Origin of the sequence: Ensifer sp. 2TAB8 (genome assembly GCF_052115125.1) — a bacterium.
In the GTDB taxonomy this organism is placed as follows: domain Bacteria; phylum Pseudomonadota; class Alphaproteobacteria; order Rhizobiales; family Rhizobiaceae; genus Ensifer.
The window spans coordinates 1-15,927 of record NZ_JBFRGB010000018.1; the positions used below are offsets into that span (position 1 = coordinate 1).

At 62.7% G+C, this 15,927-nt stretch carries 11 protein-coding genes; 7 read left to right on the top strand and 4 right to left on the bottom strand.

Annotated features, from left to right (window positions below):
* The coding region (locus AB4Z53_RS25015; RefSeq protein WP_441598224.1) for an isocitrate/isopropylmalate family dehydrogenase at positions 1 to 246 on the top strand (246 nt) is incomplete at its 5' end.
* 203 nt (positions 247 to 449) lie between these two features.
* Positions 450 to 1,139 (top strand): phosphatase PAP2 family protein, encoded by a 690-nt coding sequence (locus AB4Z53_RS25020; protein ID WP_113541266.1) that lies wholly within the window; start codon positions 450 to 452, stop codon positions 1,137 to 1,139.
* Between the two features lie 103 nt (positions 1,140 to 1,242).
* On the opposite strand, the gene AB4Z53_RS25025 is transcribed toward AB4Z53_RS25020, so the two are convergent.
* Positions 1,243 to 3,132, bottom strand: coding sequence for an MFS transporter (locus AB4Z53_RS25025; protein ID WP_113541267.1), 1,890 nt, complete (start codon positions 3,130 to 3,132; stop codon positions 1,243 to 1,245).
* 42 nt (positions 3,133 to 3,174) lie between these two features.
* Between AB4Z53_RS25025 and AB4Z53_RS25030 the strand changes: the two genes are divergently transcribed.
* The 3 genes from AB4Z53_RS25030 (at position 3,175) to AB4Z53_RS25040 (ending at position 5,679) form a co-directional block, all read left to right on the top strand.
* The gene (locus tag AB4Z53_RS25030; protein ID WP_441598235.1) at positions 3,175 to 3,516 is read left to right on the top strand and encodes a hypothetical protein; all 342 of its coding nucleotides are present in this window, start codon (positions 3,175 to 3,177) and stop codon (positions 3,514 to 3,516) included.
* Positions 3,517 to 3,629: 113 nt separating this feature from the next.
* Positions 3,630 to 4,664, top strand: a complete 1,035-nt coding sequence (locus tag AB4Z53_RS25035) for an aspartate-semialdehyde dehydrogenase (protein WP_113541269.1) — start codon at positions 3,630 to 3,632, stop codon at positions 4,662 to 4,664.
* 193 nt (positions 4,665 to 4,857) lie between these two features.
* Entirely contained in the window at positions 4,858 to 5,679 is an 822-nt protein-coding gene (locus AB4Z53_RS25040) for a lytic murein transglycosylase (protein ID WP_113541307.1), read from the top strand.
* An 88-nt stretch (positions 5,680 to 5,767) separates the two neighbouring features.
* Here AB4Z53_RS25040 and AB4Z53_RS25045 read toward each other — a convergent pair whose 3' ends face one another.
* Together AB4Z53_RS25045 and pdxY are read right to left on the bottom strand one after the other, a co-directional pair.
* Complete coding sequence (locus AB4Z53_RS25045) at positions 5,768 to 6,421, bottom strand: carbonic anhydrase (protein ID WP_113541270.1); 654 nt, start codon at positions 6,419 to 6,421, stop codon at positions 5,768 to 5,770.
* 129 nt (positions 6,422 to 6,550) lie between these two features.
* Entirely contained in the window at positions 6,551 to 7,432 is an 882-nt protein-coding gene (gene pdxY, locus AB4Z53_RS25050; protein ID WP_291153080.1) for a pyridoxal kinase PdxY, read from the bottom strand.
* Between the two features lie 285 nt (positions 7,433 to 7,717).
* Between pdxY and AB4Z53_RS25055 the strand changes: the two genes are divergently transcribed.
* A complete protein-coding gene (locus tag AB4Z53_RS25055; protein WP_291153083.1) occupies positions 7,718 to 12,511 on the top strand; it encodes an NAD-glutamate dehydrogenase in 4,794 nt (1,597 codons plus the stop codon).
* Positions 12,512 to 12,708: 197 nt separating this feature from the next.
* Positions 12,709 to 14,070 carry an MFS transporter gene (locus AB4Z53_RS25060; RefSeq protein WP_441598331.1) on the top strand — a complete coding sequence of 454 codons (1,362 nt, stop codon included), beginning with the start codon at positions 12,709 to 12,711 and terminating at the stop codon, positions 14,068 to 14,070.
* 56 nt (positions 14,071 to 14,126) lie between these two features.
* Here the strand turns inward: AB4Z53_RS25060 and purH are convergent, their stop codons facing one another.
* On the bottom strand, positions 14,127 to 15,737 hold the full coding sequence (gene purH, locus AB4Z53_RS25065; RefSeq protein ID WP_441598238.1) for a bifunctional phosphoribosylaminoimidazolecarboxamide formyltransferase/IMP cyclohydrolase: 1,611 nt from the start codon (positions 15,735 to 15,737) through the stop codon (positions 14,127 to 14,129).
* Positions 15,738 to 15,927 lie beyond the last annotated feature (190 nt).

A 15,927-nucleotide genomic window follows, 5' to 3' on the forward strand; every position in this document is an offset into this window, starting at 1 on the left:
GGCTCGGCGCCGGACATCGCCGGCAAGGGCATTGCCAACCCGATCGCGATGATCGCGTCGTTTGCCATGTGCCTGCGCTACTCCTTCAACCTCGTGAAGGAAGCCGACAATCTCGAAAAGGCGATCGCCAACGTGCTCGACCAGGGCATCCGCACCGGCGACATCATGGCCGAAGGGGCAAAGAAGGTCGGAACGACGGAAATGGGCGATGCCATCCTCGCCGAGTTCAAGGCGCTCTCGGCTTAAGCGACGACCGATCCCGAACGGCGTCACACTGACGCCAACAGGCCTACGAAAACAGACACCTCCGGAGCGCATCCGGAGGTGTTTTGCGTTTATCGCCTTGAATTTGCCAAAAGAACTGACACATCGGGAGATGTGAGGCCGAGGGCCACTGAAGACAACAATGGCCGCAGCACTCAACAAACAGGGCGGCAGGACGGAGCGTCATGAAACGACCACTTGCGGCCACCGGATGGATTTTGCTGACGACGACCATCCTTCTGTTCGCCCTCGTTCCGCTCGACCCCTTCCTGTCGCAAAAGGCGCAGGGCTTGCCGGCAGGCATTGTCGACTTCAACAAAAAGATCACCGACTTCGGCCGCTTCGGCTGGATGATCTACCTCTCCGCCATCGTCCTGGCCGCCGCTTTCGTCCTGCGCCGCGCCGCCACCCAAGGGCCCTTTCAGCGCAAGGCAAGCACCGCCCGTGATCTTGCGGCTTATTTCCTGCTGACGATCGGCAGCGCCAGCGCACTGGTCCATACGCTGAAGTTTCTCATTGGGCGTGCCCGGCCCGAGCTTTTCGCCGAACTCGGCGCCTATAGCCTGACGCCGTTTGCCACCACCGATCTCTACGAAAGCTTCCCCTCCGGCCATTCGACGGCAGCCGGCGCCTTCTTCGGTGTCTTTGCCATGTTGTTGCCGAACCTCCGACCGCTCTTTCTGGTCCTCGCGCTGACCATCGGCGTTTCCCGTGTCGTCGTTGGCGCGCATTATCCGAGCGACGTCGCAGCGGGACTGCTCCTTGGTCTTTGGACGTCAGTGATGATGGCGTTTCTCTTTGCCAGGTTCGGTCGGCTGTTTCGCCTGGGCGAGGGCGGATGGCCGCTCGTGGGACGCAGCGACCCGAGCCCATAAAAAAGCCGGCGCGGAGGCCGCGCCGGAGTCAGGAGAGCCGTGATAGCTCGGGGAAGATCTGGAGCAGTCCCGGCATTGCCGCCGGAACTGCAGCATTTCAAGCCTAGTCCATCGCGTGGATGTCGCGGTCCTTCGTTTCCGGCAGGAACAGCAGGCCGATGACCAGCGTGATGCCTGCGAAGACGATCGGGTACCAGAGACCGTAGTAGATATCGCCCTGGGCAGCACTCATCGCGAAGGCCGTTGCCGGAAGCAGGCCGCCGAACCAGCCGTTGCCGATGTGGTAGGGCAGCGACATGCCGGTGTAGCGGATGCGGGTCGGGAAGAGTTCGACCAGCAGCGCGGCGATCGGGCCGTAGACCATCGTCACATAGATGACGAGCACTGTCAGAACGGCGATGATCGTCGTCCAGTTGACGCTGGCGGGATCGGCCACCATTGCATAGGTGCCGCCGCCGGCAATCGTATAGACGGCCATTTCGGTGGCAGCGCCGACTTCATCCTTGGTCAGCAGCTTGTCGGCGACCAGCTTGTCGGCCGGAACCATGGTCTTTTCGCCACCGCGAACAGCGGCCGCATCGAGCGACAGTTCCGGATTGGCGGCAACAAAGCCGTCAAGCTTGGATTCCGGAACCTTGGCGGCACCACGTACCAGCGGGTAGCCGGCATTGTGGAGGGCCATGTTGACCTGCTTTTCGAAGGCACCGTTGGCAGCCTTGGCACCATCGCCTGCAGCGACCGCGTCGTAGCTGTTGATCGTGGTTTCGCCAACCTTGACCGTCGCGGCCGTACCGGCAGCCGCCGTCGTCACGACATCATAGGGTACCGAGTTCTTGGTCAGGAATGCGGTTGCGATATCGCACGAGGTGGTGAACTTCGCCGTGCCCGTAGGGTTGAACTGGAATTTGCAATCGCCGGGGGCCGCGGTCACCGTCGCGCGGACGGTTGCCTGTGCTTGAGCGAGCGCCGGGTTACCGGCCCAGGTCAGTGCCTTGAACAGCGGGAAGTAGGTGAGCATCGCAAGCAGCAGGCCGGCCATGATGATCGGCTTGCGGCCGATCTTGTCGGAGAGCCAGCCGAAAAGCACGAAGAAGCCCGTGCCGATCAACAGCGAAACGGCAACCATGATGTTCGCCGACTGCCCGTCCACCTTGAGCACGCCGGTCAGGAAGAACAGCGCGTAGAACTGGCCGGAATACCATACGACGGCCTGGCCGACGACGGCGCCGAACAGCGCCAGCAGCGCGATCTTGGCGTTCTTCCACTGGCCGAAAGCTTCCGACAGCGGCGCCTTGGAAGTCTTGCCCTCTTCCTTCATCTTCTTGAAGGCTGGCGACTCGTTCATCTTCAGACGAATCCAGACCGAGATGCCGAGGAGCACGCACGACAGCAGGAACGGGATGCGCCAGCCCCAGGCGGCAAAGGCTTCCTTGCCGAGGGCGAACTGCACGAGCAGGATCACCACCAGCGACAGGAACAGGCCGAGCGTCGCCGTGGTCTGGATCCAGGAGGTAAAGTAGCCACGCCGCCCGTTTGGCGCGTGCTCGGCCACGTAGGTCGCGGCACCGCCATATTCCCCACCGAGCGCCAGGCCCTGCAGCATGCGCAGAACGATGAGCAGGATCGGTGCAGCGATGCCGATCGAGGCGGCGCCGGGCAGGATGCCGACCAGGAAGGTCGACAGACCCATGATCAGGATCGTCACGAGGAAGGTGTATTTGCGGCCGACGAGGTCACCCAGGCGACCGAAGACCAGGGCGCCGAACGGGCGAACCAGGAAGCCCGCAGCAAAGGCCAGAAGCGCGAAGATGTTACGCGTCGTTTCCGGGTAGGAGCTGAAGAAGGTCGCGCCGATATAGACGGCGAGCGAACCGTAGAGATAGAAGTCATACCATTCGAACACGGTACCAAGCGACGAGGCGAAGATGACCTTCTTCTCCTCGCCGGTCATCGGACGCGCTTTTGCGTCGTCCGCTGTCGCGACATTTGCCATTTTGTTTATCCTCCACTCCAAAACAGCTTGTTGGAGCGCCCATTGGCTGGTCCGGCATTCCTCCCTAGAACGTCCGGACGTGGTGCGCCTGGTGAAGAGGATGTCAGAAAACCACCGGCGCAGGCAGAGATGCTTTCGGCTTATGACTTTCGTCTAATGCGGCGATCGACCGCGGCAACGTCCGGGAACGCGTTGCCGGACCGCGATGTCTTGACTCTTCCTCAAAACCGCGTAAGAGCAGCGACGAACGAGGAAATCACCACCATGCGACCGATCGGTCTAGCCATCGCTGCTTTGATCCTGTCGGCTCTTGCCGCGGGGCAGGATGTCGATTTTTCGTTCGCTTGCAAAACAACGGCCAAAACGACGACGAAAACCGTCTGACGTCTCTGGCCCTCCGCTCTCTCCCCGGTTTGGCCGGGGACAGGAACCCTCGCGGCAGTTCGCGCGGTTTCCCCCTCACCCGACGAGGAGAGACAGAAAAGAGAGCTTAGATCATGGGTTTCAAGATTGCAGTCGCAGGCGCCACCGGCAATGTCGGCCGGGAGATGCTGAACATCCTTTCCGAACGCGGCTTTCCCGCGGATGAAGTTGTCGCGCTTGCTTCGGCCCGCTCCCAGGGCACGGAAGTTTCCTTCGGCGACAAGACCCTCAAGGTCAAGAACCTCGAAAACTACGATTTCTCCGACACCGATATCTGCCTGATGTCGGCTGGTGGCGCCGTTTCGCTCAAGTATTCGCCGAAGATCGGCCAGCAGGGCTGCGTCGTCATCGACAACTCTTCGGCCTGGCGTTACGACGCCGAAGTGCCGCTGATCGTGCCGGAAGTGAACCCGGACGCGATCACGCAGTTCACCAAGAAGAACATCATCGCCAACCCGAATTGCTCGACCGCCCAGCTCGTCGTCGCGCTGAAGCCGCTGCACGACCATGCCAAGATCAAGCGCGTCGTCGTCTCGACCTACCAGTCGGTTTCGGGCGCCGGCAAGGACGGCATGGACGAGCTGTTCAATCAGACCCGTGCGGTCTTCGTTGCCGATCCGATCGAATCGAAGAAGTTCACCAAGCGCATCGCCTTCAACGTCATCCCGCACATCGACGTGTTCATGGAAGACGGCTACACCAAGGAAGAGTGGAAGGTGCTGGCCGAAACCAAGAAGATGCTCGATCCGAAGATCAAGGTGACCTGCACCGCCGTGCGCGTCCCTGTTTTCATCGGCCACTCGGAATCGGTCAACATCGAGTTCGAAAACGAGATCACGGCCGACCAGGCGCGCGACATCCTGCGCGAGGCGCCGGGTTGCCTTGTCGTCGACAAGCACGAGAACGGTGGCTACGTCACGCCTTACGAAAGTGCCGGCGAAGACGCGACCTACATCTCGCGTATCCGTGAAGACGCGACCGTTGAAAACGGCCTCAACATCTGGGTCGTTTCCGACAACCTGCGCAAGGGTGCAGCACTGAACGCGATCCAGATCGCCGAGCTCCTTGTCAACCGCGGCCTCATCAAGCCGCGCAAGCAGGCAGCCTGAAAGAAACGGTAGAGCAGTTCATCCCGCCGAGCCCATTCGGGCTTGGCGGGTTTCCTGTTTCACGATCGCGGGTCATTTCGCCCGGCTTCACGTGAAACCACGAAAAAGTTACCGCCGCTTCCGGCAGGTGACACGGCCGGCGAAGGCTGGCATTTTTGAAAGCGATGAGATTCGGGCTATGACGGGGTATTTCATGCACAGGGCAAAGTGCGTAGCGGTGGGGCTTGCTGCCCTGGTTTCGACTGCAGTTTTTCCGGCGGTGGCATCCGCCGCCCAATGCGGCAATGACGGCAGCGGCTTTTCCGCCTGGGTACAGAACTTCAAGCAGGAGGCCTCCGGCAACGGCATCAGCCCTCAGGTGCTCGATCGTGCCCTGTCCGGCGTCTCCTACAACAAGGCGACGATCCGCGCCGACCGCGGCCAGAAGAGCTTCAAGCTCTCGCTTGACCAGTTCATGCAGAAGCGCGGCGGGCAGGTGATCATTTCGCGTGGCAAGAAGATGAAACAGCAGAATGCTGCGCTCTTCACCAGCATCGAACGCCGTTTCGGCGTGCCGGCCGGCCCGCTGATCGCCATCTGGGGCATGGAAACCGGTTTTGGCGGCTTCATGGGCAAGGAGCATACGCTCTCGGCCGTTTCGACGCTCGCCTATGACTGCCGCCGTTCGGACTACTTCACCGACCAGCTCTATGCCGCCCTGCAGCTCGTGCAGCGCGGCGACCTGAGCCCGGATGCGCGCGGTGCTGCCCATGGCGAGATCGGCCAGACACAGTTCCTGCCGGCCAACGTGTTGAAATTCGGCGTCGACGGCGACGGCAACGGCCATATCGACATGGTTCGCTCCAAGGCCGATGCACTGGCCTCGACCGCCAACTTCCTGCGCGGCCACGGCTGGCAGCCTGGCGCCGGCTATCAGCCCGGCCAGGCGAATTTCGTTGCGATCCAGGGCTGGAACGCGGCAACCGTCTACCAGCAGGCGATCGCCATCATCGGCGCCGAGATCGACGGCCTCTGATCGTCACCAGTTTGCGCATCCCTTGGGATGCGCTAAACGTTTCGAAAGAATGCAAAGCCCGGTTCTCACGAACCGGGCTTTCTGCTGACTACATGCCTGGACGGGAGAAGTCGCCGGTCGTGGGATCCATGACCCAGAGCTCGCCGGTCGAGATGTCGAACCAGGCGCCATGCAGATGCAGCTTGCCCTTGGCTTCCAGAATCTGGACGCAGGGGAAGGTGCGCAGGTTGGCGAGGGAGTTGCGGATCGAGACCCGCTCCAGCGCGCGCTGCCGCTCCCCCTGGGTCATGACGTCGTTGCTCTGGATCTGCTCGGCGGCCGGCTTCAGCAGGTTCATCCAGCGACCGATGAAGTCACCCGGCGACAACGGCTCGGCATCCGGATCGAGCGCCGCCTTGATACCGCCGCAGCGGCCATGGCCCATCACGACGATATCGCTGACACGCAGAGACTGCACGGCGAACTCGAGCGCCGCCGAAGTCGAATGGTAGTGACCGTCGGGCTCGTAGGGTGGCATGAGATTGGCGACGTTGCGCACGACGAAGAGTTCGCCCGGCCCGCTATCGAAGATAGTTTCCGGCGCGGCGCGCGAATCGCAACAGGCGACGACCATCGTCCTCGGTTTCTGGCCGGTTTCCGCCAGCGCCTTGTAGCGCTTCTGCTGTTCGCTGAAGCGGCCGTTCATGAAGTTGTGGTAGCCGTTCAGAAGGTGATCCGGAAAACGCTGCTGCTGCTTGTCCATCGGTTGCTCCGCTGCTGCTTCGGGCTGGGTGCCGGCTTTCGCCCGCGTCCAGCTCCGAGTCATGAAAGTCATCATGATCCAAAGTTCAATCCACGATGTCTTCCAGGCATCGTCGATGAACAGCTTCTTCTATTTTCGCCGTATCTGATTGGGATGCACCAGCCGGCGCATCTGCACCATCGCCATCGGCGTCGAAAGGCTGGACGCATCCTGCTCGATCGTCAGTTCATCCGCCCCGCGCTTGACGCTGCGGGCGATGATTTCAAATACGCTCGCGGTCGCCATTTGCAATGCACGCTCCTCCGACAATCCTTCGAGAAGTCGCGCCAGGAAGACGGCGGTCAGCAAGTCTCCAGTACCGTTTGGCGGGTTCTCGACGAGCCGATGTTCGGCGAGCAGCGCGTGATTGCCCGAAAGGAAGAGATTGCCGGTACCGCCGCTCATCATCGGCACCGCCGATGTCACCAGCACGCGGGCCGGGCCGAGGCCGAGCGCGGCATCGAGGATCGCCGTATTCGTTTCCAGCGTCGCGCCCGCAAGCCAGGCCAGCTCGAAGCGGTTCGGCGTCGCCAGATTGGCAAGCGGCAGCAACTGGTCGCGAATGGCCGTCGCGGTCGCCTCCGGAACATAGAGCCCGCCGGCATCGCCAATGACAGGATCGCAGGCATAGATCAGCTTGGGATTGCGCTCCCTCAGCGCCGTCACCAGCCGGGAAACGCCTTCAGCCTGTCCGGCCGAGCCGAGGTAGCCGGAAAGCACGGCGCGCACCTCGTCGACCCAGGGCGCAGCAATGAGATCGTCGATCACCGACTGGAAATCCGCGTCCGAGATGGTGACGCGGGTCGAGCGTCCGTGCCCGGGATGCCAGGGGAGAATGACTGTCGGCAAGGCCCAGACCGGGTGCCCCAGTGTCTCCAGCGCGAAGACCGCGGCCCGGTTGCCGACCTTGCCACGCACGACATGGCTCGAGATGACGATGACGGCACCGGGCAGGGAGGGCATTTCGGGCATCGACGAGTCCAATCCTTCGGTCTAGAAACTCTGATCACCCGACTGTCACTGCCCTGTCAACAGGCGATGGCAGATAGGTCCAGTCGAAGCCGCTAGCGTTTTCGTGCTTTTTCATCGATTTTCGAGCAATTTTCGCGAATTTGCCTTCGATTTAAATGGATTTAAGCTGTTTTCACGTGAAATTCTCCAATTTTTGGCTCGATTTTGCCGAAATCGGCGTAAAAAGCGGTCGCCATTAGCCATGGTTCTGATAGGGTTTGGCCTATCATGAATGGGAGAGACTTCATGGGCGTGAAATACAATCCGAAGCGGGACAGACACATCGACGCAGCAAAGGCGGCCGCCATCAAACTGGGCGTCGACGGGCTGGCGCCGGAGATCCTCTTCGGTGGGGCCAGCAACGACGACCTCGATCTTTATTCGGCGGACATGCTGGCGCTGATTGCAGCCCACGCGCATCGGGAACTCACCCGCTGGGACGGTGGCAAGCCACAGGTTTCGGTCGAGAGCGTCGAAGGCGTCGCGCCTGGCGGCACCGAGGTCTCGATCATCGCGATCACCGAACACAACATGCCCTTCCTCTATGATTCGATCATGGGGGAGATCACCAGCACGCACCGCGACATTCACCTCGCGATCCACCCCATTCTGGTCAAGGAACCGGGCAAACCGGCAAAACTCTTCGATCCGGAAGAGGAAAGCGATCCGTCGCACCGCGTCAGCCACATCCAGATCCACCTGACGAAGCTGGCCCCCGTCGAAGCCGAGCAACTCAGCAACCGCATCCGCGACGTGCTGGAGCAGGTCCATCAGACCGTGCACGACTGGCCGGCGATGACGACGCTGCTCGACCAGGCCATGCAGGAGCTCGAAGCCTACAACGCGTCGCGCAAGAAGAGCGATCGCGACGAGGCGCTCGCCTTCCTTCGCTGGCTCCGTGACAACAACTTCACATTCCTCGGGATGCGCGAATACACCTATTCGGGCAAGGGCGAGAAGGCAGCCGTCGAACGCGGCAAGGGCAGGGGCCTCGGCATCCTTTCGAACCCCGACGTGCGCGTCCTGCGCCAGGGCAAGGACGCGGTGCTAACCACGCCTGAAATCCTCGCCTTCCTGGACGGCCCGGATTTCCTGATCGTCACCAAGGCCAATGTGAAGTCCGTCGTGCACCGCCGCGCCTATATGGACTATATCGGCATCAAGCGGTTCGACGCCGACGGCAATGTCACCGGGGAACTGCGCATCGTCGGCCTGTTCACCTCGACCGCCTATACGCGCCAGGCAGCAGAAATTCCGCTGCTGCGCCACAAGATCGAGAAGATCGTCGATCACTTCGGCTACGACCCGCAGAGCCACTCCGGCAAGATGCTGGCCAATACGCTGGAATCCTATCCGCGCGACGACCTGTTCCAGATCGATGTCGGCCTGCTTGCCGCCTTCTGCGAGCAGATCAACGAACTCGGCGACCGGCCGCGCATCCGCGTGCTGCCGCGCATCGACCATTTCGACCGTTTCGTCTCGGTCATCGTCTTCGTACCGCGCGAACAGTACGATTCGGATGTCCGCGAAAAGATCGGCGACTACCTGAAGACGGTCTATGACGGCCGCGTCTCCGCCTACTATCCGGCCTTCCCGGAAGGGGGCCTCGCCCGCGTCCACTTCATCATCGGCCGCTCCGCCGGCAAGACGCCGCGCATTCCGCAGGCCAAGCTCGAAGAAGCGGTCCGTGGCATCGTCACCCGCTGGATCGACCGGTTCGACCTGCTCGCCCGCAAGGACGGCATCGAGCTCGATGTCGACAATGCCTACCAGTCGTTCTTCACGCCGGCGGAAGCCTATGCCGATCTGGCCGACATCGCTGCGTGCAAGGGTCCGGATCCGATCCGGATCTCGTTCTACAACTATCCCCGCGCGGTCATGCGTGCCGATACGGCCGAGCTGAAGATCTTCCACGCCGGCGAACCGGTATCGCTGTCGCGCCGCGTGCCGCTGCTCGAAAACCTCGGCTTCCGGGTGATCAGCGAGCAGACCTATGACATCGGCGTCAACGCCCACGGCGAAGAACAGCGCAAGGTCGTGCTGCACGACATGGAGCTGATCCACCGCGACGGACACGCGCTGAACCTCGACAAGACCGGCCCGGCCCTGGAAGAAGCCTTCCTGGCCGCCTGGAACGGCTCGATCGAGGACGACAACTTCAATCGGCTGATCCTGCTTGCGGGCCTCAACGCCCGCGAAGTGACAGTGCTGCGCGCCTATGCCCGTTATCTGCGCCAGGCCGGCATCACCTACTCACAGGGCTACATCGCCGACACCCTGAACAAGTATCCGGCAATTGCCGCCGACATCTTCAAGCTGTTCGTGACCCGCATGGATCCGAAGCTCGAGGACAAGCCGCGCGCCAAGAAGTGCAACGCGCTGCTGTCCGCGATCGAAGACGCGCTCTCGGCGGTTCCGAGCCTCGACGAAGACCGGATTCTGCGCCGCTACGTCAACGCGATCGAAGCAACGCTTCGGACCAACTACTTCCAGCATGACGTCGACGGCAAGCCGCGCGCGGTCCTTGCCTTCAAGCTGGACCCGAAGCAGCTCGACGGTTTGCCGGAACCGCACCCGTTCCGCGAAATCTTCGTCTACGGCACCGAGGTCGAGGGCGTGCACCTGCGCTTCGGCAAGGTCGCCCGTGGCGGCCTTCGCTGGTCGGACCGCGCCCAGGACTACCGCACGGAAGTGCTCGGCCTGGTGAAGGCGCAGCAGGTCAAGAACGCCGTTATCGTGCCCGTCGGCGCCAAGGGCGGCTTCTATCCGAAGCTGCTTCCGGTCGGCGGCACCCGCGACGAAATCTTCAAGGCTGGTACCGAAGCCTACAAGACCTTCATCCGCACGCTTCTGTCGGTCACCGACAACATCGTCGGCCAGGACGTCGTGCCGCCGGCCGATACGCAGCGCCATGACGGCGACGACCCCTACTTCGTCGTTGCCGCCGACAAGGGCACCGCGACCTTCTCCGACACGGCCAACGGCCTGGCGCAGGAAGCGGGCTTCTGGCTCGACGACGCCTTCGCATCGGGTGGTTCGGCAGGTTACGACCACAAGAAGATGGGCATCACCGCTCGCGGCGCCTGGGAAACCGTCAAGCGGCACTTCCGCGAGATGGACACCGACATCCAGACGACGCCCTTCACGGTTGCCGGCGTCGGCGACATGTCGGGCGACGTCTTCGGCAACGGCATGCTTTTGTCTGAAAAGATCCGCCTGATCGCGGCCTTCGATCACCGCGATATCTTCATCGATCCGAATCCGGATATCGATGGCTCCTTTGCTGAGCGCAAGCGCATGTTCGCCCTGCCGCGTTCGAGCTGGCAGGACTATGACCGCAAGACGCTTTCGGAAGGCGCGATGATCATTTCGCGTGCGGAGAAATCGGTGACGCTGACGCCGCAGGCGATGGCAGCCATCGGCCTCGACAAGCAGAAGGCAACGCCCTTCGAGATCATGAACGCGATCCTGAAGAGCCAGGTCGATCTGCTCTGGTTCGGCGGTATCGGCACCTATGTGCGCGGCAGCAACGAAACGGATGCTGAAGTCGGCGATCGCGCCAACGACGCCATTCGCGTGGCGGCCGAAGAGGTCCGCGCCCGCGTCATCGGCGAAGGCGCCAACCTTGGCGTCACCCAGAAGGGCCGTATTGGCTTCGGCCTCAATGGCGGCCGCTGCAACTCGGATGCCATCGACAACTCGGCCGGCGTGAACTCGTCGGACGTCGAGGTCAACATCAAGATCGCGCTTGCCTCGGCCATGCGCGATGGTCGCCTGACCCGTCCGAAGCGCAACACGCTGCTCGCCTCGATGACCGAGGAGGTGGGTCACCTGGTGCTGCGCAACAACTACGAGCAGTCGCTGGCGATCTCGCTGACCGCAATGCAAGGGCTCGGCAACCGCACGACGCTCGGCCGTCTCATGACGCGGCTGGAGGCCGACGGCCATCTCAACCGCAAGGTCGAGACGCTGCCGACCGACCAGGCCATGACCGAGCGCTACCAGGCAGGCAAGCCATTGACCCGCCCGGAAATCGGCGTGCTGCTCTCCTACTCCAAGCTCGTCCTCTTCGATGAGCTGATTGCGAGCGAGCTGCCCGACGATCCCTACTTCACGGCGACGCTGGAGCGTTACTTCCCGGGCAAGATGCGCAAGACCTATGCCGGCGACATCCACGGGCACCGCCTGCGCCGCGAGATCATCGCGACGATTCTCGCCAACGAGGTCATCAACCGCGGTGGTCCGGCCTTCGTCTCGACGCTGACGGATGCCACCGGCTTCCTCTCGGCTGACGTCGTCAAGGCGGCCGTGCTGGCGCTCGACGGCTTCGACCTGCCGCGGATCTATGACGAGATCGACGCGCTCGACAACAAGATCGGCGGCGGCCTGCAGAACATCCTCTATCAGGAGGTTGGCCGCATCTTCACGCTCGTCACCGAGCGGGCGCTGCGCACCCATGCGGCGACTGGCTCGGTCTCCGAGGCGGTATCGCGCCTCGGCGATGGCCTGCAGAAGCTGCGCGCGACCATGCGCACTGCAGTCTCCGGCGAGAGCGCCGAGGAAGCACGGTTGAAGACCGCAGCCTTCGTCGAGGGCGGCGTCCCCGCCAAGCTCGCCGAGGAAATCTCGGAACTGGCGCTGATGACGCTCGTGCCCGAGATCATGCAGATTGCCGCTGAAACCGGCGAGACGCTGAGCCGCACGGCGCAGGGCTACTTCGCCGTCACCGATACGCTCCGGATCAACCGCCTGCTGGCGGCATCCGATCGCGTTCCAGCAACCGAGCAGTTCGAGGCGATGGCGCTGTCACGCGCCGTCTCCGATATCGCCGCTGCACGGCGCGATATCACCGCGGCAGCGCTGCGCGAGCAGAAGAAGGAGCGCAATCCGGTTGCCGCCTGGGAAGAAAGCGAACGCGTCCGTGTCGCCCAGGCGACCGGCCAGCTCCGACTTTTGACCGAGAAGGGGGAAACTACGCTCGCGAAGATCACCGTCGCTGCAGGTCTCCTCAACGACCTTGCACGCGGTAGGGCGAAGTAACAGGACAAAGGTGGATGCGGGCAGTTTTTTTGTCCGCATCCTGCTCCGAACCTTTGGGAATCGGTTCAATTGAAGATAGGCTGCGCCGCGCGTTCTGAAGACGCGCGGCGCAGTCGTTTCGGGAGGGGACCTTGCAGATTTCGGCCGAGAGGACTGAAGACCAGCCACGCACGTCCCGTGCGGGCATTGCCGGCTGGATGCTGTTCGACTGGGCAGCGCAGCCCTTCTTCACCGTCATCACCACCTTCATCTTCGGCCCCTATTTCGTTTCCCGACTGACGGAGGACCATGCCGTCGGCCAGGCGATGTGGGGCTATACGCTCACCGTTTCGGGCATCATCATCGCGGTTCTGTCGCCGGTGCTCGGCTCGATCGCCGACGCCACTGGGCCGCGCAAACCCTGGATTGCCTTCTTCGCCGTCATCAAGATCGCATCGCTGGCTATGCTCTGGTTTGCCGCTCCTGGCTCGCCGATCCTCTATCCGGCGATCTTCATGATCCTTGCGACGGTCGCGGCCGAATTCTCGATCGTCTTCAACGATTCGATGATGCCACGCCTGGTGCCGGAGAAGGACGTGGGGCGCATTTCCAACATCGCCTGGGGGCTCGGCTATCTCGGCGGCATGATCGTGCTCATTGCCGTCGTTGCCTTGCTTGCCGGCAGCGCCGAAGATGGCAAGACGGCACTTGGAATCGACCCTCTGTTCGGTCTTGATCCGGCAAAGGGGGAGGATGCGCGCATCACCGGACCGATCTCCGCCATCTGGTACCTCGTCTTTATCCTGCCGATGTTCCTGTTCACGCCCGATGCCACCAAGGCGGCGATGTCTCTCAGCAAGGCAACCGTCACTGGCCTCAGGGAGCTCAAGGGCACCCTCGGCGAGCTTCGGGAAAGGCGCGGAATCTTGCGCTTCCTCATCGCGCGCATGATCTTCCAGGACGGCGTCAATGGTCTCCTGGCGCTCGGCGGCACCTTCGCCGCCGCGATGTTCGCGTGGCAGACCCTGGAGCTCGGCGTCTACGGCATCATTCTCAACGTCGTCGCGATCGGCGGCTGCCTCTGTGCGAGCTGGCTGGATGCGCACCTTGGCTCCAAGGCAATCGTCACCACCAGCCTGATCTGCTTGACGATTGCCACGATCGGCATCGTGTCGACGGGCCCAGGCTTCACGCTCTTCGGGCTGCTGCCGCTGTCGATGGAAGATACCGGCGGCCTGTTCGGCACCGCCGCCGAAAAGGCCTACATTCTCTACGGTCTGCTCGTCGGCGTCGCCTTCGGGCCCGTTCAGGCCTCGTCGCGCTCCTACCTCGCCCGCAGCGTCAGCCTGGACGAGGCCGGTCGCTACTTCGGCCTCTATGCATTATCCGGCCGGGCCACCTCGTTCCTCGCCCCGGCATCCGTTGCCACGATCACGCTCGCGACCGGTTCGGCAAGGATCGGCATGATGGCGCTCATCGCCTTTCTGGTTGTCGGCCTGCTGATCCTTCTGCGCACGCCCTATCCGGCCGATGACGGACGCAAAAAAGCCGCCGCATCCCGGGGACGCGACGGCTTCTGAGTGTTCGGTCCTTGCGGCCAATTCCGGACAAACGCCCAGCGCCCGTCCGGACGACCTTAGTGGCGGAAGTGGCGCATGCCGGTGAAGACCATGGCGACGCCATGCTCGTTCGCAGCCGCAATCACCTCTTCGTCGCGCATCGAGCCACCCGGCTGGATGACGGCGGTGGCGCCCGCCGCAATCGCCGAGAGCAGGCCATCGGCAAACGGCAGGAAGGCTTCGGAAGCAACGGCCGAGCCTTTGGTCAGCGGCGTTGCAAGACCCAGCGCCTTGGCGGCTTCTTCGGCCTTGATGGCCGCGATGCGGGCCGAGTCGACGCGGCTCATCTGCCCGGCACCAATGCCGGCCGTCTGGCCGTCCTTGGCGTAGACGATCGCATTCGACTTCACGTGCTTGGCCACCTTGAAGGCGAACTTCATGTCTTCGAGTTCCTGCGCCGTCGGCGCGCGCTTGGTGACGACCTTGAGTTCGAGATCCTCGACCATGCCGTTGTCGCGCGTCTGCACCAACAGGCCGCCCGAGACAGTCTTGGCGGCAAGGCCCGGAATGCGCGGGTCCGGCAGGCCGCCGGTCGCAAGCAGGCGCAGGTTCGGCTTGCGGGCAATCACAGCCTTGGCTGCGTCGCTGACGGAAGGCGCGATGATCACTTCGGTAAAGAGCTTGACGATTTCTTCGGCCGTCTCCGCATCGAGCTCCTGGTTGAGCGCGATGATGCCGCCAAAAGCCGAGGTGGAATCGCAGGCAAGCGCCCGGCGATAGGCTTCGGCAAGCGTCGGCGCGGTGGCAACGCCGCAAGGATTGGCATGCTTGATGATCGCGACCGCCGGTGCCTTCTCAGGCAGGAACTCGGCCACCAGCTCGAAGGCGGCATCCGTGTCGTTGATGTTGTTGTAGGAGAGCTGCTTGCCCTGCAGCAGGGCTGCGGTGGCAACACCCGGGCGGTTCTCGCCCGTCAGATAGAAGCCGGCCTTCTGGTGCGGGTTTTCGCCGTAGCGCATTTCTTCCTTCAAGACGCCGCCGATGACCCGGTGGCGGGGCATCGGGGTGTCGAGCGCCTCGGCAAACCAGTTGGAAATCGCAGCGTCGTAAGCCGCGGTGCGGGCATAGGCCTTGGCCGCCATCTTCTGGCGGAAGGCATAGGTCGTCTTGCCGGAAGCAAGTTCTTCGAGCAGCACGGAATAGTCGGCCGGATCGGTAACGATCGTCACATAGGCGTGGTTCTTGGCCGAGGCGCGGATCATTGCCGGGCCGCCAATGTCGATGTTTTCGACCGTCGTCGGATAGTCGCCGCCCTTGGCCCGGACTTCCTCGAAGGGATAGAGGTTGATGATCGCGAGGTCGATCGCGGTGATGCCGTGCGCCGACATGGCGGCAACATGATCGGCATCGTCGCGGATCGCCAAGAGGCCGCCATGCACGCCCGGATGCAGCGTCTTGACGCGACCGTCCATGACTTCAGGAAAACCGGTCAGTTCGGAAACGTCGCTTACCGGCAGGCCAGCCTCCGAGAGTGCCTTGTGCGTGCCGCCCGTCGAAACGAGTCGGATGCCCTTTTCGTACAGGGCGCGCGCGAGCTCGACGACGCCGGTCTTATCGGAGACGGAGAGGAGGGCGGTGCGAACCGTAACCTCGTTCGGGGCGGGGATTTTCTTGGAGGCGACAGCCATCAACCATGCTCCTTTGGCGGCGCCGGACGCCCGGGAGGAAGCTCCGGCGGTTGAGATGGCTGCCCGTTAGCATAGCTTGCCGGTCGAAGGAACCTCGACACGCCCGAAGATCGCGATGAATTTGGATCGGATCGATCCAAATTCATCAGCGCAGTCACTAACGGCGGCGCGGCGGAATGGGATCTGAAGA

Excerpts from the sequence above, each read along its gene's own strand:
- AB4Z53_RS25040 (WP_113541307.1), top strand. The coding sequence starts at position 4,858 with ATGCACAGGGCAAAGTGCGTAGCGGTGGGGCTTGCTGCCCTGGTTTCG.
- pdxY (WP_291153080.1), bottom strand. The coding sequence starts at position 7,432 with ATGCCCGAAATGCCCTCCCTGCCCGGTGCCGTCATCGTCATCTCGAGC.
- AB4Z53_RS25025 (WP_113541267.1), bottom strand. The coding sequence starts at position 3,132 with ATGGCAAATGTCGCGACAGCGGACGACGCAAAAGCGCGTCCGATGACC.
- AB4Z53_RS25020 (WP_113541266.1), top strand. The coding sequence starts at position 450 with ATGAAACGACCACTTGCGGCCACCGGATGGATTTTGCTGACGACGACC.
- AB4Z53_RS25045 (WP_113541270.1), bottom strand. The coding sequence starts at position 6,421 with ATGGACAAGCAGCAGCAGCGTTTTCCGGATCACCTTCTGAACGGCTAC.
- purH (WP_441598238.1), bottom strand. The coding sequence starts at position 15,737 with ATGGCTGTCGCCTCCAAGAAAATCCCCGCCCCGAACGAGGTTACGGTT.
- AB4Z53_RS25060 (WP_441598331.1), top strand. The coding sequence starts at position 12,709 with ATGCTGTTCGACTGGGCAGCGCAGCCCTTCTTCACCGTCATCACCACC.
- AB4Z53_RS25055 (WP_291153083.1), top strand. The coding sequence starts at position 7,718 with ATGGGCGTGAAATACAATCCGAAGCGGGACAGACACATCGACGCAGCA.
- AB4Z53_RS25035 (WP_113541269.1), top strand. The coding sequence starts at position 3,630 with ATGGGTTTCAAGATTGCAGTCGCAGGCGCCACCGGCAATGTCGGCCGG.